At 60.8% G+C, this 24,085-nt stretch carries 21 protein-coding genes; 8 read left to right on the top strand and 13 right to left on the bottom strand.

From position 1 onward, the window contains the following. The first annotated feature begins 75 nt into the window (after positions 1-75). Positions 76-795: an amino acid ABC transporter permease gene (locus QMZ29_RS01065; RefSeq protein ID WP_042706788.1), complete on the top strand. Its 720-nt coding sequence runs from the start codon at positions 76-78 to the stop codon at positions 793-795. After that, complete coding sequence (locus tag QMZ29_RS01060) at positions 779-1,501, top strand: amino acid ABC transporter ATP-binding protein (protein WP_043135839.1); 723 nt, start codon at positions 779-781, stop codon at positions 1,499-1,501. Before QMZ29_RS01065 ends, QMZ29_RS01060 begins: the two co-directional genes overlap by 17 nt. A 52-nt stretch (positions 1,502-1,553) precedes the next feature. On the opposite strand, the gene QMZ29_RS01055 is transcribed toward QMZ29_RS01060, so the two are convergent. The 5 genes from QMZ29_RS01055 to cysG all read right to left on the bottom strand — a co-directional run bounded on the left by QMZ29_RS01055 (position 1,554) and on the right by cysG (position 6,393). Further along, positions 1,554-1,880: a DUF3561 family protein gene (locus QMZ29_RS01055; RefSeq protein WP_025301616.1), complete on the bottom strand. Its 327-nt coding sequence runs from the start codon at positions 1,878-1,880 to the stop codon at positions 1,554-1,556. 84 nt (positions 1,881-1,964) lie between these two features. Continuing rightward, positions 1,965-2,654 carry an adenylyl-sulfate kinase gene (gene cysC / locus QMZ29_RS01050; protein ID WP_080271240.1) on the bottom strand — a complete coding sequence of 230 codons (690 nt, stop codon included), beginning with the start codon at positions 2,652-2,654 and terminating at the stop codon, positions 1,965-1,967. Beyond that, entirely contained in the window at positions 2,593-4,020 is a 1,428-nt protein-coding gene (cysN, locus tag QMZ29_RS01045) for a sulfate adenylyltransferase subunit CysN (RefSeq protein ID WP_261427528.1), read from the bottom strand. The genes cysC and cysN overlap by 62 nt, the downstream gene beginning before the upstream one ends. Before the next feature lie 11 nt (positions 4,021-4,031). Next, positions 4,032-4,940: a sulfate adenylyltransferase subunit CysD gene (gene cysD, locus QMZ29_RS01040; RefSeq protein WP_004932620.1), complete on the bottom strand. Its 909-nt coding sequence runs from the start codon at positions 4,938-4,940 to the stop codon at positions 4,032-4,034. A gap of 22 nt (positions 4,941-4,962) precedes the next feature. Beyond that, positions 4,963-6,393, bottom strand: a complete 1,431-nt coding sequence (gene cysG, locus QMZ29_RS01035; protein ID WP_043135853.1) for a siroheme synthase CysG — start codon at positions 6,391-6,393, stop codon at positions 4,963-4,965. A 261-nt stretch (positions 6,394-6,654) separates the two neighbouring features. On the opposite strand from cysG, the gene QMZ29_RS01030 reads away from it, so the two are divergent. After that, positions 6,655-7,725 carry an aminopeptidase gene (locus tag QMZ29_RS01030; protein ID WP_025301612.1) on the top strand — a complete coding sequence of 357 codons (1,071 nt, stop codon included), beginning with the start codon at positions 6,655-6,657 and terminating at the stop codon, positions 7,723-7,725. A gap of 55 nt (positions 7,726-7,780) precedes the next feature. On the opposite strand, the gene QMZ29_RS01025 is transcribed toward QMZ29_RS01030, so the two are convergent. The 3 genes from QMZ29_RS01025 to cysJ form a co-directional block, all read right to left on the bottom strand. After that, entirely contained in the window at positions 7,781-8,515 is a 735-nt protein-coding gene (locus QMZ29_RS01025; RefSeq protein ID WP_016929052.1) for a phosphoadenylyl-sulfate reductase, read from the bottom strand. Positions 8,516-8,576: 61 nt separating this feature from the next. Beyond that, positions 8,577-10,292 carry an assimilatory sulfite reductase (NADPH) hemoprotein subunit gene (gene cysI / locus QMZ29_RS01020; RefSeq protein WP_043135856.1) on the bottom strand — a complete coding sequence of 572 codons (1,716 nt, stop codon included), beginning with the start codon at positions 10,290-10,292 and terminating at the stop codon, positions 8,577-8,579. Next, on the bottom strand, positions 10,292-12,094 hold the full coding sequence (gene cysJ / locus QMZ29_RS01015) for an NADPH-dependent assimilatory sulfite reductase flavoprotein subunit (RefSeq protein WP_147823050.1): 1,803 nt from the start codon (positions 12,092-12,094) through the stop codon (positions 10,292-10,294). Before cysJ ends, cysI begins: the two co-directional genes overlap by 1 nt. Before the next feature lie 436 nt (positions 12,095-12,530). On the opposite strand from cysJ, the gene queD reads away from it, so the two are divergent. Continuing rightward, the gene (queD, locus tag QMZ29_RS01010; protein WP_025301608.1) at positions 12,531-12,890 is read left to right on the top strand and encodes a 6-carboxytetrahydropterin synthase QueD; all 360 of its coding nucleotides are present in this window, start codon (positions 12,531-12,533) and stop codon (positions 12,888-12,890) included. A gap of 26 nt (positions 12,891-12,916) precedes the next feature. On the opposite strand, the gene QMZ29_RS01005 is transcribed toward queD, so the two are convergent. Both QMZ29_RS01005 and queE read right to left on the bottom strand, forming a co-directional pair. Then, positions 12,917-13,426, bottom strand: coding sequence for a GNAT family N-acetyltransferase (locus QMZ29_RS01005; protein ID WP_197836115.1), 510 nt, complete (start codon positions 13,424-13,426; stop codon positions 12,917-12,919). Between the two features lie 41 nt (positions 13,427-13,467). Continuing rightward, positions 13,468-14,139 (bottom strand): 7-carboxy-7-deazaguanine synthase QueE, encoded by a 672-nt coding sequence (gene queE, locus QMZ29_RS01000; RefSeq protein WP_004932641.1) that lies wholly within the window; start codon positions 14,137-14,139, stop codon positions 13,468-13,470. Between the two features lie 323 nt (positions 14,140-14,462). Here queE and QMZ29_RS00995 point away from each other — a divergent pair, with 323 nt between their 5' ends. From QMZ29_RS00995 to QMZ29_RS00980, 4 genes are all read left to right on the top strand, one after another. After that, on the top strand, positions 14,463-15,803 hold the full coding sequence (locus QMZ29_RS00995) for an MFS transporter (RefSeq protein WP_025301605.1): 1,341 nt from the start codon (positions 14,463-14,465) through the stop codon (positions 15,801-15,803). A gap of 375 nt (positions 15,804-16,178) precedes the next feature. Further along, positions 16,179-17,870, top strand: coding sequence for a urocanate hydratase (gene hutU / locus QMZ29_RS00990; protein ID WP_025159649.1), 1,692 nt, complete (start codon positions 16,179-16,181; stop codon positions 17,868-17,870). Next, on the top strand, positions 17,867-19,402 hold the full coding sequence (gene hutH / locus QMZ29_RS00985) for a histidine ammonia-lyase (protein WP_025301604.1): 1,536 nt from the start codon (positions 17,867-17,869) through the stop codon (positions 19,400-19,402). The genes hutU and hutH overlap by 4 nt, the downstream gene beginning before the upstream one ends. 102 nt (positions 19,403-19,504) lie before the next feature. Further along, positions 19,505-20,899, top strand: coding sequence for an L-histidine transporter HutT (locus QMZ29_RS00980; protein ID WP_025301603.1), 1,395 nt, complete (start codon positions 19,505-19,507; stop codon positions 20,897-20,899). Between the two features lie 37 nt (positions 20,900-20,936). On the opposite strand, the gene QMZ29_RS00975 is transcribed toward QMZ29_RS00980, so the two are convergent. The 3 genes from QMZ29_RS00975 to QMZ29_RS00965 are packed head-to-tail and all read right to left on the bottom strand — an operon-like array spanning position 20,937 to position 23,755. Beyond that, positions 20,937-22,133 (bottom strand): methionine gamma-lyase, encoded by a 1,197-nt coding sequence (locus QMZ29_RS00975; protein WP_025301602.1) that lies wholly within the window; start codon positions 22,131-22,133, stop codon positions 20,937-20,939. 30 nt (positions 22,134-22,163) lie between these two features. Continuing rightward, entirely contained in the window at positions 22,164-22,568 is a 405-nt protein-coding gene (locus tag QMZ29_RS00970; RefSeq protein WP_080271238.1) for a hypothetical protein, read from the bottom strand. Next, positions 22,565-23,755: an NAD(P)/FAD-dependent oxidoreductase gene (locus tag QMZ29_RS00965; RefSeq protein WP_025301600.1), complete on the bottom strand. Its 1,191-nt coding sequence runs from the start codon at positions 23,753-23,755 to the stop codon at positions 22,565-22,567. The genes QMZ29_RS00970 and QMZ29_RS00965 overlap by 4 nt, the downstream gene beginning before the upstream one ends. Between the last annotated feature and the right edge of the window lie 330 nt (positions 23,756-24,085).

Below are 24,085 nucleotides of genomic sequence, written 5' to 3'. Positions count from 1 at the left end.
CCGTTTCAGCCTACCAAGAAGGAATACCCCTTGAACTTCCGCTGGGAGATCATCCAGGAATACGCGCCGCTGTTTATGGAAGGCGCCTGGATGACCATCAAATGCACCATTATCTGCGTGCTGCTGGGCACCACCTGGGGCTTGATCCTCGGGCTGGGCCGCTTGGCGCAGGCGCCGCACGGCATCTGGAAACCCATCCTGCATTACGGCGTTCAGTGGCCGGTACGCATCTACATCAGCGCCTTTCGCGGCACGCCGCTGTTCGTGCAGATCATGGTGGTGCACTTTGCATTGGTGCCACTGTTCATCAATCCGCGCGACGGCCTGTTGGTCACCAGCGGCCTGATGAGCGTCGATTTCGCCCGTGCTCTGCGCGCCGACTACGGTGCCTTTCTTTCCTGCGTGGTGGCGATCACGCTCAACGCCGGCGCCTATGTGTCGGAGATCTTCCGCGCCGGGATCCAATCGATCGATCGCGGCCAGATGGAGGCTTCGCGTTCGCTGGGCATGAGCTACGGCAAGACCATGCGACAGGTTATCTTGCCGCAGGCCTTCCGCCGCATGCTGCCGCCGCTGGGCAACAACGCCATCGCGATCGTCAAGGATTCGTCGCTGGCCTCCGCCATCGGCCTGGCGGATCTGGCCTATGCCGCCCGTACCGTCTCCGGCGCCTACGCCACTTACTGGGAGCCCTATCTGACCATTTCGCTGGTCTATTGGGTCATCACCTTCCTGCTCTCGCTGCTGGTGCAACACATGGAAAAGAGGTTCGGTAAAAGTGATTCGCGTACATAACCTGCAAAAACAGTTCGGCGAGAGCCACGTGCTGCGCGGCATTTCCTGTCAGATCGCCGCCAATGAAGTGGTGTGCGTCATCGGCCCTTCCGGCTCAGGGAAGAGCACCTTCCTGCGCTGCATCAACGCGCTGGAAACGCTCTCCGGCGGCGAGATCGAGGTGAATGGCTTCGCCGTCCACGATCAGAAAACCGACCTGAACAAAATGCGTGAAAGCGTGGGCATGGTATTTCAGCGCTTCAACCTGTTCCCGCACATGACGGTGTTGGAAAACATCATCATGGCACCGGTAAGCGTGAAGAAACTGCCTCGCGCCGAAGCCATTACGCAAGCTGAACAGCTGCTGCGCAAGGTCGGCCTGCTCGACAAGATTGACGCCTACCCCAACAGCCTGTCCGGCGGCCAGCAGCAGCGGGTGGCGATCGCCCGCGCGCTGGCGATGGAGCCGAAGATCATGCTGTTCGACGAACCGACCTCCGCGCTCGATCCGGAGCTGGTGGGCGAAGTATTGGCAGTGATGAAATCGCTGGCCCACGAGGGCATGACCATGGTGGTGGTAACGCATGAGATGGGCTTTGCCCGCGAGGTGGCCGACCGGGTGCTGTTTATCGATCAGGGGATCATTCAGGAGGAAGGCGCACCGCAGCAGATCTTCAGCCATCCGACTAATCCGCGCACTCAGGCATTTCTAAGCAAAGTTTTGTAACCTTCGGCACCGCTTTGCAATCCTTCGGGCGCCGGCATCGGCGCCCGCTCCCTCACCACCCGGTCAGGAAGCTGAACACCAGCCAAAACAGGCACAGCACAATGGTGCCGGTCAACAGCAGCGTCAAGATCAGACGACCGCGCAGCAGCATGCTGAGGGTGATGCCGATCAACACCGACAGCGGCATCAGCGCCAGGAAGAATGGCCAAGTATAAAGCAGGAAAAACAGCGTGTTGGAACCGTAAACCAGAAACGGCAACGCGAACGCCAGCCAGTAGAAAACAAAGCCGCTGACGCCGCCCAGGAAAGAATAAGAAGGCTCCTCTCTCTCCTGTTTTGATTGCTTGGCGTCGATCAAGATAGGCGTGACATTTTGCATAGTGATCCCTGGTTATTCGGCTCGCTCTGCGGCGGCTTAGAGTAAAAAGCGCATGGCGAAAAACGCCACACGCTTTTTTTGAATTCAGGGTTTGATAATAGCCTGACCACGCAACACGTCTAACAATTGCGCAATCAAATTTGTTACCAATTGTTGGCCATCAAGGTGGATTTCCGGCTGCTGCGGCGCCTCGTAAACCGCGTCGATACCGGTGAAATTGCGCAGCTCGCCGGCGCGCGCTTTCTTATACAATCCCTTCGGATCGCGCGCCTCGCAGATCGCCAACGGCGTATCGACAAACACCTCGATAAAGCGATCGTCACCGAGCATCTCGCGCACCATCTGCCGTTCGGCGCGGTGCGGCGAAATGAACGCGGTCAGCACCACCAGCCCAGCGTCCACCATCAGCTTGGCCACTTCCCCCACCCGGCGAATGTTCTCGCGCCGATCCTCGTCGGAGAAGCCGAGATCGCGGCACAGGCCATGGCGCACGTTATCGCCGTCAAGCAGGTAGGTGCTGACGCCGAGCCCATGCAGCGCCTGCTCCAGCGCGCCGGCGACGGTGGATTTGCCCGAGCCGGACAGCCCGGTAAACCACAGCACCGCGCCGCGATGGCCGTTGCGCGCTTCGCGATCCGCGCGCGTCACCGCGTGCGGATGCCAAACCACGTTCTCGTCGTCCGGCCCGGTCGCCCTCAGTTCAACGGCCACCTTATCGGCCACCGAGCAGATCGCGCGCGCCCCAGTGCGGGAAGTGCTTGCGCACCAGCGCATTCAGCTCCAGCTCGAAGGCGCTGAATTCGCCGCGCGCCGCCGATGCGGCCTGCAGCGTTTCACGCACCAGACCGGCGCCAACCGTGACGTTGCTCATGCGATCGATAAAGATCAGCCCGCCGGTGTCGTGATTGCTCTGATAGCTGTCCAGCATCAGCGGCTCGTCGAAGGTCAGTTCCACCAATCCGATGCCGTTGAGCGGCAACGTGTCGGCCGGATGCTGCGCCAGCGTATTGATCTCCACCTGATGACGGATGCTCTCCACGCGTGCGCGGGTCTTTTTACCGGCGATCTTGATGTCGTAGCTCTGGCCCGGCACCAACGGCTGCTCGGCCATCCATACTACGTCCACCAGCGCGCTCTGCGCCGCCTGCAGACTTTCGCCGGCGTCGACCAGCAGATCGCCCCGGCTGATGTCCACTTCATCCTTCAGCACCAGCGTAATCGCCTCGCCCGGCACCGCTTCTTGCAGATCGCCGTCGAAGGTCACGATGCGCGCCACGTTGGACTCCACACCGGAAGGCAGCACTTTGACCCGTTGCCCCACCCGCACCACGCCGGCAGACAGCGTGCCGGCATAGCCGCGAAAATCGAGGTTCGGGCGGTTGACGTACTGCACCGGGAAGCGCAGCGGCTGGTTTTCTCGCTCGCTGATCACATCAACGCTCTCCAGCACTTCCAGCAGCGTCGGGCCGCTGTACCACGGCATATGGGTGCTTTCGCTCGCCACGTTGTCGCCGTCCAGCGCCGACAGCGGCACGAATTTGATGTCCAGGTCGCCTGGCAGCTGCTGGGCGAAGGTCAGGTAATCCTGTTTGAACTGCTCGAACACCGTTTCCTGATAGTCCACCAGATCCATCTTGTTCACCGCGACCACCAGATGGCGAATGCCCAGCAGGGTCGCGATAAAGCTGTGGCGGCGAGTCTGATCCAGCACCCCTTTGCGAGCGTCGATCAGCAGGATCGCTAGATCGCAGGTAGAGGCACCGGTGGCCATGTTGCGGGTGTACTGCTCATGCCCCGGGGTATCGGCGATGATAAACTTGCGTTTTTCGGTCGAGAAGTAGCGATAGGCCACGTCGATGGTGATGCCTTGTTCGCGCTCGGCCTGCAGGCCGTCCACCAGCAGCGCCAGATCGAGCTTCTCGCCCTGGGTGCCGATGCGTTTGCTGTCGCTGTGCAGCGTCGACAGCTGATCCTCGTAGATCTGGCGGGTATCGTGCAGCAGGCGGCCGATCAGGGTGCTTTTGCCGTCGTCGACGCTGCCGCAGGTCAGAAAGCGCAGCAGGCTCTTGTGCTGCTGCGCGTGCAGATAGGACTCGACGCCGCCCTGGTCAGCGATTTGTTGTGCAATTGCGTTGTTCATCCGGCGGCTCCTTAGAAATACCCTTGACGCTTTTTCAGCTCCATCGAGCCGGACTGATCGCGATCGATCATCCGCCCCTGGCGTTCACTGGTGGTGGAGACCAGCATTTCTTCGATGATCTCCGGCAGGGTTTGCGCCTGCGAGTCCACCGCGCCGGTCAGCGGCCAGCACCCCAGGGTGCGGAAACGCACCATGCGCTGGCTGATCACTTCGCCCGGCTGCAGATCGATGCGATCGTCGTCCACCATCATCAGCATGCCGTCGCGCTCCACCACCGGGCGTGGTTTCGCCAGGTACAGCGGCACGATGTCGATCTTTTCCAGGAAGATGTACTGCCAGATATCCAGCTCGGTCCAGTTCGACAGCGGGAAGACGCGGATGCTCTCCCCTTTGTTGATCTGGCCGTTGTAGTTGTGCCACAGCTCCGGCCGCTGGTTTTTCGGATCCCAGCGGTGGAAGCGATCGCGGAACGAATAGATGCGCTCTTTGGCGCGCGATTTCTCCTCGTCGCGCCGCGCACCGCCGAAGGCGGCGTCGAAACCGTACTTGTTCAGCGCCTGCTTCAGGCCCTCGGTCTTCATGATGTCGGTATGCTTGGCGCTGCCGTGCACGAACGGGTTAATGCCCATCGCCACCCCTTCCGGGTTTTTATGCACCAGCAGCTCGAAGCCGTACTCCTTCGCGGTGCGATCGCGGAATTCGTACATTTCGCGGAATTTCCAGCCGGTATCGACGTGCAGCAGCGGGAACGGCAGCGTGCCGGGGAAGAACGCCTTGCGCGCCAGATGCAGCATCACGGAAGAGTCTTTGCCGATGGAATACAGCATCACCGGGTTGGCGAATTCAGCGGCGACTTCACGGATGATATGGATACTCTCCGCCTCCAATTGCCGCAAATGAGTGAGTCGTTTTTCGTCCATAACAGGTCCTTAAAAGCCTTGCCTATGCCAAATTCACGACGGCCGGGCGCGCTGCCCCTTCCGTCTGCGATTGATGCCCGAACCAGGCGATTTGATGGTGCAGTTCCACCACTTCGCCGATCACCAACAGCGCCGGCAGCGGCGCCTGTTGGGCCAGGTGTTCCAGTTGTTCCAGCGTGCCGATCTGCACCTGCTGATCGGCGCGCGTGCCGCGGCTGATCACCGCCACCGGCGTCGCGGCAGCGCGACCGTGGGCGATCAGCCGCTGGCTAATGTCCGCCGCCTTCATCGTGCCCATGTAGATAGCCAACGTCTGCCGCGCCCGAGCCAGATCGGCCCAGTCCAGGCCATCGCCGTCGGGGCGGCAGTGGCCGGTGATAAAGGTCACGCTCTGCGCGTGGTCGCGGTGCGTCAGCGGAATGCCGGCGTAGGCGGTCGCCCCCGCGGCGGCCGTGACGCCCGGCACCACCTGGAAAGGAATGCCGGCGGCGGCGGCCACCTGCAGCTCTTCGCCGCCGCGGCCAAAGATGAACGGATCGCCACCCTTGAGGCGCACCACGCGTTTGCCCTGCTGCGCCAGTTCCACCAGCAGCCGATTGGTCTCCTCCTGGATCACCGAGTGCGCGCCGGCGCGCTTGCCCACGCAGATGCGTTCGGCGTCACGGCGCACCAGATCGAGGATTTCGCCGCTGACCAGATGGTCATACAGCACCACGTCCGCCTGCTGCATCACCTGCAGCCCGCGCAGGGTCAACAGCCCCACGTCGCCCGGCCCGGCGCCCACCAACGCTATCTCGCCCTGGGCGCCCTCATCGCCTGCGGCGAAGCGGTGTAAATCCTGCTCCAGCTGGCGTTCCGCCTGCGCCGTCTGGCCGTTGGCCACCAGCGTGGCGAAACGGCCACCGAAGGTTTTTTCCCAGAAACGGCGGCGTTCGCCGATCGAAGCCAACCGCTGTTTGACCTGGCCGCGCCAGCGGCCCGCCACCTGCGCCATCTGCCCCAAACTGGCGGGTAGCAACGCCTCCAGCTTTTCGCGCAGCAACCGCGCCAGCACCGGCGCCTGGCCGCTGGACGATACGGCCACCACCAGCGGCGAGCGATCGATGATCGACGGGAAGATGAACGAACAACGCGGCTGATCGTCCACCACGTTGGCCAGCACCCGGCGTTTATCCGCCTCGGCGAACACCGCGGCGTTCAACGCGTTGTCGTCCGTGGCGGCGATCGCCAGAAACACGTCGTCCAGCTGCTGCGGATCAAAGCTTTTCCCCAGCCAGAGCACCTGCCCTTGCTGACGTTGTTGTTCCAGTTCCGGTGAGAGCGACTGCGCAACTATCCGTATTTCAGCCCCGGCGCGCTGAAGCAGATCGACTTTGCGCGCCGCCACGTCACCACCGCCAACGACCAGTACCGGACGTTGTTTCAGGTCGGCGAATATTGGTAGATAGTCCACAACAGCCTTTTCATATAACAGAAAGATAGTGTGACTATACGGGCTGAGATTTAGCCTCTGAAATGACGAAAAGGAATGATTAGTTCCTTTATGGAATATAGGCCGCAACGCCGAAGGCAAACGGTGATACTCACGACAGCAGTTTGCACGTTGGCGCGAAAATTAAGAGACAGGGAAATTGTGTAATGCCGCCCGGCGTCTCATACTGGGTGCCGAAGAAAAATGATCGGCAGCGCCGATAGCAAAGAAGGATTTTTCGGTATGTTTTCCCGTTTTTACCTGAAGACCAGCCTGCTGGCCCTCGCACTCGGCGGCGTCTTCAGCGTGTGTGCCGCACAGCCCGTAAAAGACGCGCCAATGGGCCGTTTCGCCGCCGAACAGACCCGCCACATTGCCACTTACTTCCCCGGCCGCATGGCGGGCAGCCCGGCCGAATTGCTCACCGCCGACTACCTGAAGCAGCAATTCAGCAAGATGGGTTACCAAAGCGATATTCGCAGCGTCAATACGCGCTATCTCTACACCAGCAAAGATGGCAAGAAGAACTGGAACAACGTCACCGCCAGCTCGGTGATCGCCGCCCGCAACGGCGACAGCCCGAAACAAATCGTGGTCGTCGCCCACTTCGACACCTATACGCCGCAGAGCGACGAGGATCTGGATAACAACCTCGGTGGCTTGACGCTGCAGGGTGTCGACGACAACGCCTCCGGCATCGGCGTAATGCTGGAACTGGCGGAACGCCTGAAGAACATCCCCACCGCCTACGGCCTGCGCTTCGTCGCCACCAGCGCCGAAGAGCTCGGTTCGCTGGGGGCGCAGAACTACCTGCAGCGAATGAGTGCGGAAGAGAAAAGCAACACCGTGCTGGTGATCAATCTCGACAGCCTGATCACTGGCGATCGGCTGTACTTCAACGCCGGGCGCAACACGCCGCCGCAGATGGCGAAGCGCTCCCGCGATCGCGCGCTGGATATCGCCCATCGCTACGGCATCGCCGCCGCCACCAATCCAGGCAGCGCACAGCATCCGCAGGGCACCGGCTGCTGCTCCGATCAAGAGGTGTTCGATGCCGCAGGCATCCCGGTATTGTCGGTAGAGGCCACCAACTGGTCGTTGGGGGAGAAGGACGGCTATCAGCAGCGCGCCGTCAGCCCGCACTTCCCGCAGGGCATCACCTGGCACCGCCCGCAATACGACAACCTGCAGTATCTGGATCGCTATCTGCCGGGGCGGATCGACAAACGCAGCCGCGACAGCGTGCAGATCCTGCTGCCGCTGATCAAAGAGTTGGCGCAGGCGCACCCGCCGAAAGCACAAAAGAAAAAGTAGCCTACAAAAAAACAGGGCCCAGCATTGCTGAGCCCTGTCGGGTGATTCGCCTCTTTTAGCCTTCGTGCAGACCGCACTCGCGCTTCAGGCCGAAGAAACGCGTCTCTTCCTCACTCATGCCCGGCTCCCATTTCTGGGTGGTGTGGGTATCGCCTACCGACAGGTAGCCCTGTTCCCACAGCGGGTGATAACTCAGCCCGTGTTCGGTCAGATACTGGTAAATCTTGCGGTTGTCCCAGTCAATGATCGGCAGGATCTTGAACACCCCACGCTGCACCGCCAGCACCGGCAGATTGGCGCGGCTACCGGACTGCTCGCGCCGCAGACCGGCGAACCAGCTCTGCGCCCCCAGCGTCTCCAGCGCGCGGTTCATCGGCTCAACCTTGTTGATCTGGTTGTACTTTTCAATCCCTTCCACGCCCTGTTCCCACAGCTTGCCATAGCGCGCCTCTTGCCAGGCGGGAGACTGTTCGGCGCGGAACACCTGCAGATTCAGCTTCAGCTGGTCGGTCAGTTGATCGATAAAGCGATAGGTTTCCGGGAACAGGTAACCGGTGTCGGTCAGGATCACCGGGATATCCGGCCGGATGCGCGTCACCAGGTGCAGACATACCGCCGCCTGAATGCCGAAACTGGACGAGAGTACGAACTCGCCGGGCAGATGCTCCAGCGCCCATGCAACGCGCTGTTCGGCGCTGAGGGTCTCCAGTTGGCCGTTGACTACCGCCAATGCCAGCGCCTGCCCGGATTTGGGCAACGCGTTCAGCGCCGCCAGATCGAATTCAGCCATGTTGTCTCTCCTGATGCTTGAAATTACCTGCGCGGCCCCTCTGCCCAGAGGCCGCCCGGCCTCACTCCCAGAAATCTCGCGCCGGATCCAGCACCGGTTTGACGATGCCCGCACGCACGGTGAAGTCGCCGAAGCCTTCGCCGCCGTTGCGCTCCTCCGCCCAGCGCCCCACCAACAGGTCGATCTCGTTCAGGATCTCGTCTTCGTTGATGTTCTCGCGGTACATGCGCGGAATGCGCGTGCCTTCGCGGTTGCCGCCCAAATGCAGGTTATAACGGCCGACCGCCTTGCCCACCAGCCCCAGCTCCGCCAGCAGCGCGCGGCCGCAGCCGTTCGGGCAGCCGGTAATGCGCAGCACGATATGCTCGTCGCCCACCCCGTGCCGATGCATGATCCCCTCCACCTTGGTGACGAACTGCGGCAGGAAGCGCTCGGCCTCCGCCATCGCCAGCGGACAGGTCGGGAACGACACGCAGGCCATCGAATTCTTGCGTTGCTCGCTGATCTCGTCGTCGATCAGGCCATGATCGCGCGCTAGGGCTTCGATCTTCGCCTTCTCGCTTTCCGGCACGCCGGCGATGATCACGTTTTGGTTCGCCGTCAGACGGAAGTCACCTTTATGGATCTTGGCGATCTCCGCCATGCCGGTCTTCAGCGGGCGCCCCGGATAGTCCAGCAGGCGGCCGTTCTCGATAAACAGCGTCAGGTGCCATTGATCGTCGATGCCCTTCACCCAACCGATGCGATCGCCGCGGCCGGTGAATTCATACGGCCGGATCGGCGCGAAGGTAATGCCGGCGCGCTTTTCCACTTCGGCGCGGAAAACATCTACCCCGACGCGCTCCAGCGTGTATTTGGTCTTGGCGTTCTTGCGATCGGTGCGGTTGCCCCAGTCGCGCTGCGTGGTCACCACCGCTTCCGCTACCGCCAGCGTATGTTCGAGCGGAATGTAGCCGAACTCGCTGGCCTGGCGCGCGTAGGTTTTCTTGTTGCCGTGTTCGATGGACAGCCCGCCGCCCACCAGCAGGTTGAAGCCTACCAGCTTGCCGTTTTCGGCGATCGCCACAAAGTTCATGTCGTTGGCGTGCAGATCGACGTCGTTCTGTGGCGGGATCACCACCGTGGTTTTAAATTTGCGCGGCAGGTAGGTCGGCCCCAGAATCGGTTCTTCGTCGGTGGTGGCCACCTTTTCCTGATCCAGCCACACCTCGGCGTAGGCGCGGGTGCGCGGCAGCAGGTGTTCGGAGATCTTCTTCGCCCACTCGTAGGCTTCCTGATGCAGCTCGGACTCCACCGGGTTGGAGGTGCACAGCACGTTGCGGTTCACGTCGTTGGCGGTCGCCAGCGCGTCCAGCCCCAGGCGGTTCAGCAGCTGGTGCACCGGTTTGACATTGCCTTTCAGGATGCCGTGAAACTGGAACGTCTGGCGGTTGGTGATGCGAATGCTGCCGTACAGCGTGCTCTCCTGCGCGAACTTGTCGATGCCCAGCCACTGCTGTGGGCTGATGACGCCGCCCGGCAGGCGGCAGCGCAGCATCATGGCGTGGCGCGGCTCCAGCTTCTGCTCGGCGCGTTCGGCACGAATGTCACGGTCATCCTGCTGGTACATGCCGTGAAAACGGATCAGCAGGAAGTTGTCGCCGTTGAAGCCGCCGGTCAGGCCGTCGTTCAAATCTTCGGCGATGGTGCCACGCAGGAAGTTGCTTTCCTTCTTCATGCGCTCCGCATCGGCCAGTTTGCCTTCGACTACCAAAGGCCCGGGGTGTTTATCACTCATCAGTAAACATCTCGCTGATAACGGCGCTCAAGGCGCAGCTCACTTAAAAATTCATCCGCCTGCTCGGTATCCATGCCACCGTGCTCGGCCACCAGTTCCAGTAATGTGTTTTCCACGTCTTTCGCCATGCGATTGGCATCGCCGCAGACGTAAATGTGCGCGCCTTCCTGAATCCAGCGCCACACTTCTGCGCCCTGTTCGCGCAGTTTGTCTTGTACGTATATTTTATGTTGCTGGTCACGGGACCAGGCCAGATCGATGCGGGTCAGCAGGCCGTCTTTCACGTAGCGCTGCCATTCGACCTGGTACAGGAAATCTTCGGTAAAGTGCGGGTTGCCGAAGAACAGCCAGTTCTTGCCGCCGGCGCCGTCGGCGTCGCGCTGCTGCATAAAGGCACGGAACGGCGCGATGCCGGTGCCCGGGCCGATCATGATCACCGGCGCTTCCGGATTGGCCGGCAGGCGGAAGTTGTCGTTGTGCTCGATAAACACACGCACGTCACCGTCTTCGTCCAGGCGATCCGCCAGGAAGCCGGAGGCGCCGCCGCTGCGGGCGCGCCCGTCGATGTCGTAACGCACCACGCCCACGGTGATGTGCACTTCGCTTTCGTTCTCCGCCTGCGAAGAGGCGATGGAATACAGGCGCGGCGTCAACGGGCGCAGCAGGCCAACCAGCTGTTCGGCGCTCAGATCCGCCGGCGCCTGCCGCACCATATCGACGATCGGCGTATTGTGCGCGTACTGCTGCAGCGCAGCCTTATCCGCCAACAGGCCGATCAGCGTTTCGTCGCGCGACAGCGCGGCGTATTTATCGACGATCGGCGTGGTGTTCTGCGTCAGCTCAAAATGGCTGCGCAGCGCCTGCGCCAGCGGCAGGGTCTGCCCTTCCACCTCGACCGGCTCGTCGCCTTTCAGCCACAACAGCTGCACCAGTTCGTCCACCAGCGCCGGATCGTTGTCGAACCATACGCCGAGCGCATCGCCCGGCTGATAGCGCAGGCCGGAGTCGCCCAGATCGATCTCGATATGGCGCACGTCTTTATCCGACGCGCGGCCGGTAATTTTCTGCTTAACCGCCAGTTGGGCGGTGAGCGGTTGTTCCTTGCTGTACGGGCTGCTGTCGATCAGGTCAACCGCGCCGCTGGCCAACACGCCCGGCGCAGCGCTTTCCGCTGGCGCACGGGCCTTCAGCACCGATACCACCTGTTTGCGCCAGGCGGCGGCCAGCTCCTGGTACTCCACGTCGGCATCCACGCGCTCCACCAGGCGCTCGGCACCCAACTCGGCCAGCTTGCCGTCGAAATCTTTACCAGACTGACAGAAATTCTCATAAGAGGTGTCGCCCAGCCCGAACACCGCAAACGCGGTGTCATTGAGCTTCGGCGCCTTCTTCGAGAACAGGAATTTATGCAGCGCCACCGCTTCTTCCGCCGGTTCGCCTTCCCCTTGCGTGGAGGCGACGATCACCAACAGGCGCTCTTGCGCTATCTGTTTGAACTTGTAGTCGCCGGCGCTGACCAACGTGGCGCTCAGATTGGCGGCCAACAGATCGTCGCGCAACTGCTCCGCCAGGCGGCGCGCATTGCCGGTCTGCGAAGCGGAAATGATGGTGATGGCGGCCGCAGCCGCAGGGGCGGCAGGCGCAATGGCCACGGCTCCGGGCTGTTGATTGACCATGCCCCAAAAATAACCGGACAGCCACGCCAGCTGCGTCGGCGAATAGTCGCCGATCGTCGCCTGTAAGCGCGCCAGCTGTTCGGGCGTCAGCGGGAGCAAAGATGTTGGAGGAGCCTGAGTCGTCATTGCTGTACTTATTTCCTATACTTAGCGCCTTTCCTGCCAGGCGCGCGCCAGTGCCAGTCGCTGTCTCTTCGCTGCGTCGGGTGTGCGGAAAAGATCAGGAGAGTTTGTAAGGTTACCGAGCAGAATAGCAACGATTAAATAAGGGATAGCAATAAATCATAACCAAAATGACTAAGCTGTTTTTCTGGTAAGGGATAACGCTTAAACCGTTAAACAAAGTTTTTTATCCAGATGAAAATAAAGCACTTTTTTTCATCATTTTTTCACCGTTCAACATTTCGGCTCATAACCCCAGCCGATAGGTGCCGCAGACACCAAACAAAAAAAGTGTTAACCGGGTGCGTTTGCCGTGGCGGTAGACCATAACGGTATAAATGGCAAGCAGGCGCGCTTTCCGGTACTATGCGGCGGTTTTTGAGTCAATGAGGCCGTAATAATGGCAACCACGCTGTTTAAAGATTTTCAGTTTGAAGCCGCACACCGTTTGCCGCATGTACCGGAGGGCCACAAATGCGGCCGTCTGCATGGGCATTCGTTTATGGTGCGTCTGGAAGTGACCGGTGACGTGGATCCCCACACCGGTTGGGTGATGGATTTCGCCGAGCTCAAGGCTGTGTTTTCCCCGATCTGGGAGCGGCTGGATCACCATTATCTGAACGATATTCCAGGATTGGAAAATCCCACCAGCGAAGTGCTCGCCGCCTGGATTTGGCAGCAGCTCAAGCCCCAGTTACCGGAACTGACTGCGGTGATGGTGAAAGAGACCTGTACGGCGGGATGCGTATATAAAGGTTGATGCCGTGAGGGTATGTGCAGATACCCTCACACTACCTCGCCTTGCAGATCCAGGCGCCGCGCCACCCAGGGCCTTTCCGACAGGCTCAGCACCATTCCCCCGCGATAGACAAACGTTTTGCTCTCGCCATCCTCAATGAACGCCGTCTCGTTTTCCATCGCCCGATAGCCGGCGCCGGTATAGTACTTTTCGCTTACCGCAAACAGTATGGAATACGCGATCCCTTTACTGCGCAAATAGTCATGCGCCTTCACCAGCATGTTTGCGGCCACGCCGCGGCGCCGATGCGTGTGTGCCACGGCCACCAGCCTGATGATGCCGATCACCTCGGCCTCACCGTCAATCAACACCGGCCGCTTATGCACCGCCAATTGGCCGACGATCGCCTCGCCTTCCGTGGCGGTCACCAGGCAAGCCGGCACCTGCTGCAGATAAAATCCGTCGGTTATCTCGGGGAAAGCGTCGGACAACAGCGAGCGAATCGAACGCAATTCCGCTTCCGTCACCGCCTCGAATGCGCGCGATAAAATCTTCACCGACAACTCCTGTCTCGTTCGAACGCTTCCGGCCAATAAACTCAGGCGATATTCAGATATTTGTGGGTCTGCATCGACAGCCGCCAGTTGCGCGCAATGCAGGTTTCGATGCACAGGCGGGTCGCCTCTTCTTTCTGGCTGATCGGTTGCAGCGCGATAATGCGCGCCTTATCGTCCTGCAGCGTCGCCAGCAGCGCATCCAGCGCCTCGATGTCGCGCTCGCGCGCCACCGGATGCTTCACCTCGTCAGCGCGCCGCAGCGCCTGATCCAGCACCTTCATGCCGCCGCGCATATTCACCTTGGGCGAAACCGTCACCCAGGTGTTGGCGGAGCAGCGAATTTCGTGGGTGCCGCTGGTCTCAATCTGGCAACGGTAGCCGTGCTGTTCGAACAGCTCGGTCAGCGGCGCCAGATCGTAAATGCAGGGTTCGCCGCCGGTGATCACCACATGACGCGCGGTGTAGCCTTGTTGGCGCATCACCGCCAACAGCTGCTCGGCGCTGGCATTGCCCCAGGCGTCGCTCTCTTCTGTTTTGACCAGGATCCGTTGCAGGTCGACTTCCCGATGGGCTTCCTTTTCCCAGGTATGTTTGGTGTCGCACCAGCTGCACCCTACCGGGCAGCCCTGCAGGCGGATGAAAATGGCCGGCACGCCGGTGAAAAAGCCTTCGCCCTGCAAGGTTTGGAACATCTCGTTGATCGGGTACTGCATCGGTTTCTCAATCTGGAAAAGTAAAAAGCGATTATCGCAGATTCCGGCCCGGCGACCAAACGGCCAAAATTGTATTAAATTTTATCCTCCGCGCCGCCATCAGCATATCTCACCGCCAATGGCGTTCATTTAATTTGTTAACCGGTCTTTGGCCTTTCATCGGCGGTGCAACCTGCTCCACAGAAAACAACACGCAGTTAACAAATAAGATAATTATATTTGACATAAAGCGCTGACGCGCAGATGTATATACAAGCAAACACAAGCCGAGCGCCAGTTTCGGCCACGTTCCATCACGACTACATCTGCGTTTAGAGGGTGCCATGACTCATTCCACCAGCGAGTTAAACATTCAACAGGCCATCGACGACAGCAAGTTTTCGCTGTTTCACTGGACCCTGATCATTCTCGGATTCCTGATCCTCGCCATCGACGGTTTCGATACCGCCGCCATGGGCTATATCGCCCCCTCGGTCGCCAAAGACTGGGGCATCGTCAAACAGGATCTGGGGCCGGTGCTGAGCGCCGCGCTGCTGGGGCTGTCGCTCGGCGCGCTGATCGCCGGGCCGATCTCCGACCGCATCGGCCGCAAGCGCGTGCTGGTGTTTTCCTGCCTGTTCTTCGGCCTGTCGAGTTTGGCCACCGCCTACGCCGGTTCGCTCAACAGCCTGACGCTGTGGCGCTTCCTCACCGGCCTCGGGCTGGGGGCGGCGATGCCCAACGCCATTACCTTGATCTCCGAATACGCGCCGCAGCGCTGCCGTTCGCTGGCGATCAACACCATGTACTGCGGCTTTCCGCTGGGCGCGGCCGGCGGCGGCGCCATTTCATCGTGGCTGATCCCGAGCTACGGCTGGCACAGTGTGCTGCTGCTCGGCGCCATTGCGCCGCTGGTATTGACGGTTCTGCTGATCCTGCTGCTGCCGGAGTCGGTTAAATATATGGTTAACCGCGGCCAGGATGCGGCGAAGATCAAGCGCATCGCGCAGCGCTTCGTTAGCCGGAGCCTCGACGGCGTGACGCGTTTTTACCTGTACGAAGAGAAGCTGGCGCAGACCAAAACCAGCGTCGGCCTGCTGTTCAGCCGCCCCTATCTGCTCGGCACGCTGATGCTGTGGCTGACCTACTTTATGGGGTTGGTGATCTACTACGTGTTGCTGAGCTGGATGCCGATCCTGATGCAGGGATTGGGTTACCAGTTGGAACAATCGGCGATGCTCACCTCGCTGTTCACCTTCGGCGGCACGCTGGGCATTCTGGTGGCCGGCTGGCTGATGGATCGCTGGAATGCGCATAAAGTGGTCTCGAGCGGCTTTGTCGTCACCGCCCTGCTGATCGTGGCGATGGCCACCGAAGATAAACAGATCGTGCTGCTGGGCGCCTTCATCTTCCTGATGGGCGTCACCATGAACGGCGCGCAGTCCGGGCTGCAAACGCTGGCGGCGACCTTCTACCCGACCCACAGCCGCGCCACCGGCATCGCCTGGATGCAGGGCATCGGCCGCTTCGGCGGCGTCGCCGGCACCATGATGGGCGCCCAACTGCTGGCGATGCAGTGGGAAGTGCAGAGCATCCTGATGTTCCTGTGCGTGCCGGCGCTGATCGCCGCCATCGCCACGGTGTGCAAGATGAGCCGCAAACCGACGCTGCAGCCGGCCGCCTGACCCTTGCTAGCCCGCCCACGGCGGGCTTTCTTCCTTCGGTGATAGGGCTTGTTTATCCTGCGCCGTCAACTGTAACCAGACTGTAAAAATATTGTGACTAGCCGCCCAAAAATGAGTCAATTTTAATTCATTTTTGCCGAACAGCTCACTTTTCTCCGGCTTTCCGTACCTGGGACCGGCGATAAAAACTCGCATATCAAACTGATATAAAAAGAAAATAACTTTTTCTTATGCCACTTTTCAGCGGCAACTGGTCAGTGTTGCATATGCTTGTACATACAAGTATATGTTAATAAGCCCTACGCATTGTTATGCCGTGGTACTCATCCCCACCGCGGCATGGAATCTGCACCGATACTGTTTGAGGAAACTGCTGTGACTACAAATAACAAAGTTCGCAATGTCGATGTACGCGCGCCACGCGGCACACAATTAAACGCAAAAAGCTGGCTGACCGAAGCGCCGTTACGCATGCTGATGAACAACCTCGATCCTGAAGTTGCGGAGAACCCACACGAGCTGGTGGTGTACGGCGGCATCGGCCGCGCCGCGCGCGACTGGGATTGCTACGACAAGATCGTCGAAACCCTGAAAACGCTGGAAGAAGACGAAACCCTGCTGGTGCAGTCCGGCAAACCGGTCGGCGTATTCAAAACCCACAGCAACGCGCCGCGCGTGCTGATCGCCAACTCCAACCTGGTGCCGCACTGGGCAACCTGGGAACACTTCAACGAACTGGACGCCAAAGGCCTGGCGATGTACGGCCAGATGACTGCCGGCAGCTGGATCTACATCGGCAGCCAGGGCATCGTTCAGGGCACCTATGAAACCTTCGTTGAAGCGGGCCGCCAGCACTACGACGGCAGCCTGCAGGGGCGCTGGGTGCTGACCGCCGGTCTGGGCGGCATGGGCGGCGCGCAGCCGCTGGCCGCGACGCTGGCGGGCGCCTGCTCGCTGAACATCGAATGTCAGCAGAGCCGCATCGATTTCCGTCTGAAAACCCGCTACGTCGATGAGCAGGCCAAAGATCTGGACGACGCGCTGGCCCGCATCAAGAAATACACCTCAGAAGGCAAAGCCATCTCCATCGCTCTGTGCGGCAACGCGGCGGAAATCCTGCCTGAGCTGGTGCGCCGCGGCGTGCGCCCGGACATGGTCACCGACCAGACCAGCGCCCACGATCCGCTGAACGGCTACCTGCCGAAGGGCTGGAGCTGGGAAGAGTATCGCCAGCGCGCGCAAACCGAGCCGGCCAAAGTGGTCGCCGCCGCCAAGCAGTCGATGGCCGATCACGTCAAAGCCATGCTGGCGTTCCAGCAGATGGGCGTGCCAACCTTCGACTACGGCAACAACATTCGCCAGATGGCGAAAGAAACCGGCGTCGACAACGCCTTCGACTTCCCGGGCTTCGTGCCGGCCTACATCCGTCCGCTGTTCTGCCGCGGTATCGGGCCGTTCCGCTGGGCGGCGCTGTCCGGCGATCCGCAGGACATCTACAAAACCGACGCCATGGTGAAAGAGCTGATCCCGGATGACGAACACCTGCACCGCTGGCTGGACATGGCGCGCGAGCGCATCAGCTTCCAGGGCCTGCCGGCGCGCATCTGCTGGGTTGGCCTCGGCCAGCGCGCCAAGCTGGGCCTGGCGTTCAACGAGATGGTACGCCGCGGCGAACTGTCCGCCCCGATCGTCATCGGCCGCGACCACCTGGATTCCGGCTCCGTTTCCAGCCCGAACCGTGAAACCGAAGCGATGAAAGACGGTTCCGATGCGGTTTCCGACTGGCCGCTGCTGAACGCCCTGCTGAACACCGCCAGCGGCGCCACCTGGGTTTCCCTGCACCACGGCGGCGGCGTCGGCATGGGCTTCTCCCAACACTCCGGCATGGTGATCGTCTGCGACGGCACCGACGAGGCCGCCGAGCGCATCGCCCGCGTCTTGCACAATGACCCGGCTACCGGGGTCATGCGTCACGCCGACGCCGGTTACGATATCGCTATCGACTGCGCCCGCGAGCAAGGCCTGAACCTGCCGATGGTTGCCGCGACCCAAGGAGAAAAAGCATGAAAGCGCTGACTATTCGCCCGGGCAAACTGACGCTGGCCCAGCTACGCGACGTGTATCAACATCCGGTGACGCTGACGCTGGACGACAACGCCTACGGCCCTATCCAACAGAGCGTGGCCTGCGTGGAACGCATCGTTGAAGAAAACCGCACCACTTACGGCATCAACACCGGGTTTGGCCTACTGGCTTCGACCCGCATCGCCCGCGACGATTTGGAAAACCTGCAGCGTTCGATCGTGCTGTCACACGCCGCCGGCGTGGGCGAGCCGACCGACGACAACCTGGTGCGCCTGATCATGGTGCTGAAGATCAACAGCCTGTCGCGCGGCTTCTCCGGCATTCGTCTGGAAGTCATTCAGGCGCTGATCGCGCTGGTCAACGCCGAAGTTTATCCGCATATTCCGCTGAAAGGCTCAGTCGGCGCCTCCGGCGACCTGGCGCCGCTGGCGCACATGAGCCTGGTGTTGCTGGGCGAAGGCCAGGCGCGCCATCAGGGCCAATGGCTGCCGGCGACCGAAGCGCTGGCCAAAGCCGGCCTGAAACCGCTGACGCTGGCGGCGAAAGAGGGCCTGGCGCTGCTGAACGGCACCCAAGTCTCCGCCGCCTTCGCGCTGCGCGGCCTGTTCGATGCCGAAGATCTGTTCGCCGCTGCGACCGTGGCGGGCAGTCTGACGGTGGAAGCGGCGCTGGGCTCTCGCAGCCCGTTCGATGCGCGTATCCACGAGGTGCGCGGCCAGCGCGGCCAGATCGACGCCGCCCTCGCCTATCGCCACCTGCTCGGCGCGCGCAGCGAAGTCTCCGACTCGCACCGCAACTGTGAAAAAGTGCAGGATCCTTACTCCCTGCGCTGCCAGCCACAGGTGATGGGCGCCTGCCTGACGCAGATCCGCCAGGCCGCCGAGGTGCTGGAAATCGAAGCCAACGCCGTCTCCGATAACCCGCTGGTGTTCGCCGAACAGGGCGACGTACTGTCCGGCGGCAACTTCCACGCCGAACCGGTAGCGATGGCCGCCGATAACCTGGCGCTGGCGTTTGCCGAAATCGGTTCGCTGTCCGAACGCCGCATCTCGCTGATGATGGACAAACACATGTCGCAACTGCCGCCGTTCCTGGTGGAAAACGGCGGCGTGAACTCCGGCTTCATGATCGCCCAGGTCACCGCCGCGGCGCTGGCCAGCGAAAACAAAGCGCTGGCGCATCCGTCAAGCGTCGACAGCATCCCGACCTCCGCCAACCAGGAAGACCACGTCTCCATGGCGCCGGCCGCCGGTCGCCGCCTGTGGAGCATGGCGGATAACGTGCGCGGCATTCTGGCGGTCGAATGGCTGGCCGCCTGCCAAGGCCTGGATTTCCGCAACGGCCTGAAGACCTCGGAAGGTCTGGAGCAGGCGCGCCGTCTGCTGCGCGAGCATGTCAGTTTCTACGACAAGGATCGTTTCTTCGCCCCCGACATTGAAGCCGCCAGCCAACTTTTGGCGGCCGGTCACCTGACATCGCTGCTGCCTGCGGCGCTGCTGCCTAGCCAGGCATAATCATCACACACTGAATCACGCAGTTTGTTCTGCCCCGCCGGGTGCATTCCACCCGGCGCGGGCAGCGCGTGCCTGTTCGGCAAACACTTAACGGGAAACAACATGCGTAACGAAACGACACAACTCAGACGCGGACTAAACGCGCGGCATATCCGTTTCATGGCTCTCGGCTCGGCGATCGGCACCGGCCTGTTCTATGGCTCCGCCGGCGCCATCCAGCTGGCCGGCCCGGCCGTGCTGCTGGCCTACCTGGTGGGCGGCGCGGCGGTGTTCATGGTGATGCGCGCGCTGGGTGAAATGGCGGTACACCAGCCGGTTTCCGGCTCGTTCGGCCACTACGCCAGCCACTACCTCGGCCCGCTGGCCGGGTTCCTCACCGGCTGGACCTACACCTTTGAAATGGTGATCGTCGCCCTGGCGGACGTCACCGCCTTCGGCATCTATATGGGGCTGTGGTTCCCGGACGTCGCTCAGTGGGTTTGGGTGCTCAGCATCATCCTGTTTATTGGCGCGCTCAACCTGTGCAGCGTCAAGGTCTTCGGCGAGCTGGAGTTCTGGCTGTCGCTGGTCAAGGTCGCCGCCATCGTGGCGATGATCGTCGGCGGTGCGGCGGTGATGCTGTTCGGTTTCGGGCAAACCCAACACGCCACCGGTATCAGCAACCTGTGGCAACACGGCGGCTTTATGCCTAACGGCTTCGGCGGCGTGGTCGCGTCATTAGCGGTGGTGATGTTCGCCTTCGGCGGCATCGAGATCATCGGCATTACCGCCAGCGAGGCGAAAGACCCCGCCAAAGTGCTGCCGAAGGCGATCAACGCCGTGCCGGTGCGCATCCTGCTGTTTTACGTGCTGACGCTGACGGTGCTGATGGCGATCTATCCGTGGAACAGTATCGGCCAGAACGGCAGCCCGTTCGTCGAGATTTTCAGCAACCTTGGCATCAGTTCCGCCGCCAACGTGCTGAACGTGGTGGTGATCACCGCGGCCATTTCGGCCATCAATAGCGACATCTTCGGCGCCGGCCGCATGATGTACGGCATGGCGCAGGACGGCCAGGCGCCGCGCAGCTTCACCAAACTGACCGCCAGCGGCGTGCCGTGGATGACGGTGCTGGTGATGTCAGTCGCCCTGCTGCTGGCGGTGGTGCTCAACTACCTGATCCCGGAGAAGGTCTTCATGATCATCGCCTCGATCGCCACCTTCGCCACCGTCTGGGTGTGGCTGATGATCCTGCTGTCGCAGATCGTCATGCGCCGCACGCTGTCGCCGGAAGAAACTCGTCAGTTGAGCTTCCCGGTGCCGTGGTGGCCGGTGGCGCCGGCATTGGCGACCGCCTTTATGGCGTTCGTCATCGGCCTGCTCGGCTACTTCGAAGAGAGCCGCATCGCGCTGTACGTCGGGCTGGTGTGGATCGCTTTACTCACCGTGGCTTACTGGCTGTGGGTGCGCAAAAAAGGCGGCGGCTCGCCGGTGACCGCGGCGACGCAACAGATGTAACGCCCGCTGTTGATAAAACCCGCTGCGGCGGGTTTTTTTATTGCGCTTGCGCCAGCGCCTGCAGGATATCGGCCTGCAGATCGTCAAACGCCTCCAGCCCGGCGGACAGCCGCACCAGCCCCTCGCTGATGTGGTGCCGTTTCCGCTCTTCCGGCGTGTAGGCCGAGTGCGTCATGCTGGCCGGGTGTTGCGCCAGGCTTTCGCAATCGCCCAGGCTGACCGCGCGCAAAATGAGCTGCAGCGCATTGAGGAAGCGAATGCCTGCACGCATGCCGCCCCGCAGTTCAAACGCCAGCATGCCGCCGGGGCGCGCCATTTGCCGCTGCGCCAACGCATGCTGCGGGAAGTTCGCCAGGCCGGGGTAATACACCCGCTCGACCGCCGGATGCTCCGCCAACATCTCTGCCAGGCGCTGCGCGTTATCGCAATGACGTTCCATGCGCAGCGGCAAGGTTTTCATCCCACGCAGCACCAGCGCGGCATCCTGCGCCGACAGTACCGCCCCGTTCATGTCCTTTAACCCCTCCAGACGGATCGCCTCGGCCAACGCCTGACGCGTCACCGCTATCCCGGCCAAGAGATCGCCGTGCCCGCCGAGGTACTTGGTCGCCGAGTGCACCACGATATCGGCACCTAACGCCAAGGGCCGCTGTAGATAGGGCGTGCAGTAGGTATTGTCCACCAGCAGCAGCGCCTGATGCCGATGGGCGATCTCCGCTACGGCGGCGATATCGACCAAGCGCATATTGGGATTGGCCGGGGTTTCGCAATACACCAGTCGGGTATGCGGACCCATGGCCGACGCTAGCCGCTCCGGCCGGGTCAGGTCAACGTGGGTTATCTTGACGCCGAAGCGTGCCAAGCCATGATGAAAGTAGCTGAAGGTACAGCCATAGACGGTTTCATCGACAATCAGCTCATCGCCCGGTCTGAGCAGCGTCCAGCAACACGCGGTGATCGCCCCCATACCGGAAGCGAACGCCACCGCCGCCTCCCCCTCCTCCAGGTTGGCGATGCGTTGCTCGAGCAGGGTTAACGTCGGATTGGCGATGCGCGAATAAAAGTACCCCGGCTCGGTGCCGGCAAAGCAGGCACCGCCGTATTCCGCGGTGGGAAAAGCAAACGTAGAGCTCATAAACACCGGCGGAGACAGTGCCCCCTGATACCGCTGCGGATCGTAGCCGTAATGAATAGCCCGGGTGGCAAAGTCGTGGCCAACTGCTGTAGCGGACATAACACAACTCCTTACCTGAGTGGGTGAAGCTTAATTCGTTGATTCATCCGAAAGGGCCGGCGGCAATGCGCTGTCTCGCGTGCGCTGGCCGATGATTTGTAAAGTACGCAGCAGCAGCGTCAACCCCAGCAGGGTATCCGGCTGCTTCAGCAAGGCGTACAGCGCGCGAAAACTGGCCGGCGGAGGATTCAATTGCAGCTCGCTGTGCGCCATCTGCAACGCAGTCCCCCCCTCCCAACCGACCGTAACCAGCCCTTCAAACACGCCGGCCAGTTTCTCCACCAGCGCGTTGTCGGCGATATCCACCACGTCCGACAACAGCGACAACAGATCGACCACGTTATCCAACCGCCCGCCCGCCAGCAGCGGCTGCAATTTCTCGAGCAACGCCGCCAATGATTGCAGGTCCGCCGCATGCACCGTGCTTTCCGTCATATCAGCCCCCTTACCGTGGCCCAGTAAAGGCCGCGGTTAAACCCATTACGCAGCATGCCGCCTACCTTGGTGGCGGGCGTCGGCAGTACGTCATGCCGGTAGTCGTAGACCAGCGGCATGCCGGCATTCAGCCCCATTTGCGCGACCGCCTGCACCTTGCCATCGTAATGGCTCACGGGCTGGCCCAGCCGCATTTCCGCCACGATGTTGTCGGCAATGACCGGCGCCTGATTATGGCAAGAGCCGCCGGCCTTGCTGACCGGCAAATCCACGGTATCGCCGATCACATATACGCCCTGCTGGCCGTAGACCTGCAGCGTTTGATGATCGGTTGGCAGCCAGCCTTCGCCGTTTTGACTCTCGCTCAACCCGGTATTGCGCACCGCCTCGACTGCGCGAATCGGCGGCGTTGCCATCAGAATGTCGAACGGCTGTTCTTCCCCTTCGGCGGAATAGGCGATGTTACGCTGGGCGTCTACTCGGCTGAGGGTAAACCCACGCTGGTGGCGAATGTCGCGCGCGGCAAAAATGGCGGGCAGCGCTTCGCCGGTCGGCCGCTGCAAAAACAGGCAGTTGCGCAGCAGTTGGGAAATGGTCGGGTAGGTGTACACAATCTCTACCGCCTTGCGCACGCCGCGCCGCCGCAGGTAGTCGTCCAGCATCAAGGTGGTTTCGATCGGCGCAATGCCGCACTGATGGGGCACGTTGGGCGTTTCGGGGAAGGACACGGTGATGAAAATTCGGCCTTTTTCGATCGTCGCCAGCTTATGCGCCAGCCGCCTGGCGGCCTGATACTGATAAAAATGATCGCCCGCCTGCGCCAATCCTTCGATGCGTTCTGGCCAAGGGACACAGCCGGTAGCAAAGACCAGAAAGTCATAGGAATAAATTTTACCGCTTTGCGTAGCTATACTTCGCTGTTTTAAATCGAAAGATTGCGCTTTATCAACAATAAACTGTATTTCAGGCCGCAATAAACTCCGCTGTGAACGCGTGAGCTCTTGCTTGAAAAAAGCATTGAACGCCACATACATAAACGCCGGCTTGTAATAATGCAGCGGCGAATCCGATATCATTAATAACTCGACTTTATTATTAATAATCTCTTGGTGTAATTTTGCGGCCAATAAATTGGCCAGGATGGTGCCGCCGGTTCCACCGCCGATAATGATGATTCGCTGTCGCATCAAGCCCCCGCTCAACCGGCCAGCAAGCCGGCAGTATTAAGGTATGGTGATGATGAAGTTCTACGGCAGAACGGCGAGAAATAAACTGCCTTATTGGCAGTCTAGTAACGAATAGTTATAAAGCAAATAAAATGGGAATATAAAAACGGGAAAGAGAGATATCGGAATAAATTTACCCCGTTAAAAACTACCGTTTTTAATAAATAACTACTGGTTAATATATCGGTTATATGACTAGTCCTGATATAGGTTGACACTTTTCAACTGGATAACGCCCGATGAACCTCATCGGGCGTTTTGTATTTCAGCGACAAGTGCGGCCGCCGCGTG

Origin of the sequence: Serratia sp. PF-27, assembly GCF_030053255.1 — a bacterium.
Taxonomy (GTDB): domain Bacteria; phylum Pseudomonadota; class Gammaproteobacteria; order Enterobacterales; family Enterobacteriaceae; genus Serratia; species Serratia bockelmannii.
The sequence above is the reverse complement of the archived record's forward strand: the minus strand, read 5'-3'. Positions and strand labels throughout refer to the sequence as shown.

Excerpts from the sequence above, each read along its gene's own strand:
- QMZ29_RS00995 (WP_025301605.1), top strand. The coding sequence starts at position 14,463 with ATGACTCATTCCACCAGCGAGTTAAACATTCAACAGGCCATCGACGAC.
- cysN (WP_261427528.1), bottom strand. The coding sequence starts at position 4,020 with ATGAACAACGCAATTGCACAACAAATCGCTGACCAGGGCGGCGTCGAG.
- cysD (WP_004932620.1), bottom strand. The coding sequence starts at position 4,940 with ATGGACGAAAAACGACTCACTCATTTGCGGCAATTGGAGGCGGAGAGT.
- QMZ29_RS01065 (WP_042706788.1), top strand. The coding sequence starts at position 76 with ATGGAAGGCGCCTGGATGACCATCAAATGCACCATTATCTGCGTGCTG.
- QMZ29_RS00975 (WP_025301602.1), bottom strand. The coding sequence starts at position 22,133 with ATGTCCGCTACAGCAGTTGGCCACGACTTTGCCACCCGGGCTATTCAT.
- cysC (WP_080271240.1), bottom strand. The coding sequence starts at position 2,654 with ATGCGCTGGTGCGCAAGCACTTCCCGCACTGGGGCGCGCGCGATCTGC.
- QMZ29_RS01030 (WP_025301612.1), top strand. The coding sequence starts at position 6,655 with ATGTTTTCCCGTTTTTACCTGAAGACCAGCCTGCTGGCCCTCGCACTC.
- queE (WP_004932641.1), bottom strand. The coding sequence starts at position 14,139 with ATGCAGTACCCGATCAACGAGATGTTCCAAACCTTGCAGGGCGAAGGC.
- QMZ29_RS00965 (WP_025301600.1), bottom strand. The coding sequence starts at position 23,755 with ATGCGACAGCGAATCATCATTATCGGCGGTGGAACCGGCGGCACCATC.
- queD (WP_025301608.1), top strand. The coding sequence starts at position 12,531 with ATGGCAACCACGCTGTTTAAAGATTTTCAGTTTGAAGCCGCACACCGT.
- QMZ29_RS00970 (WP_080271238.1), bottom strand. The coding sequence starts at position 22,568 with ATGACGGAAAGCACGGTGCATGCGGCGGACCTGCAATCATTGGCGGCG.
- cysI (WP_043135856.1), bottom strand. The coding sequence starts at position 10,292 with ATGAGTGATAAACACCCCGGGCCTTTGGTAGTCGAAGGCAAACTGGCC.
- QMZ29_RS00980 (WP_025301603.1), top strand. The coding sequence starts at position 19,505 with ATGCGTAACGAAACGACACAACTCAGACGCGGACTAAACGCGCGGCAT.
- QMZ29_RS01025 (WP_016929052.1), bottom strand. The coding sequence starts at position 8,515 with ATGGCTGAATTCGATCTGGCGGCGCTGAACGCGTTGCCCAAATCCGGG.
- QMZ29_RS01055 (WP_025301616.1), bottom strand. The coding sequence starts at position 1,880 with ATGCAAAATGTCACGCCTATCTTGATCGACGCCAAGCAATCAAAACAG.
- hutH (WP_025301604.1), top strand. The coding sequence starts at position 17,867 with ATGAAAGCGCTGACTATTCGCCCGGGCAAACTGACGCTGGCCCAGCTA.
- cysJ (WP_147823050.1), bottom strand. The coding sequence starts at position 12,094 with ATGACGACTCAGGCTCCTCCAACATCTTTGCTCCCGCTGACGCCCGAA.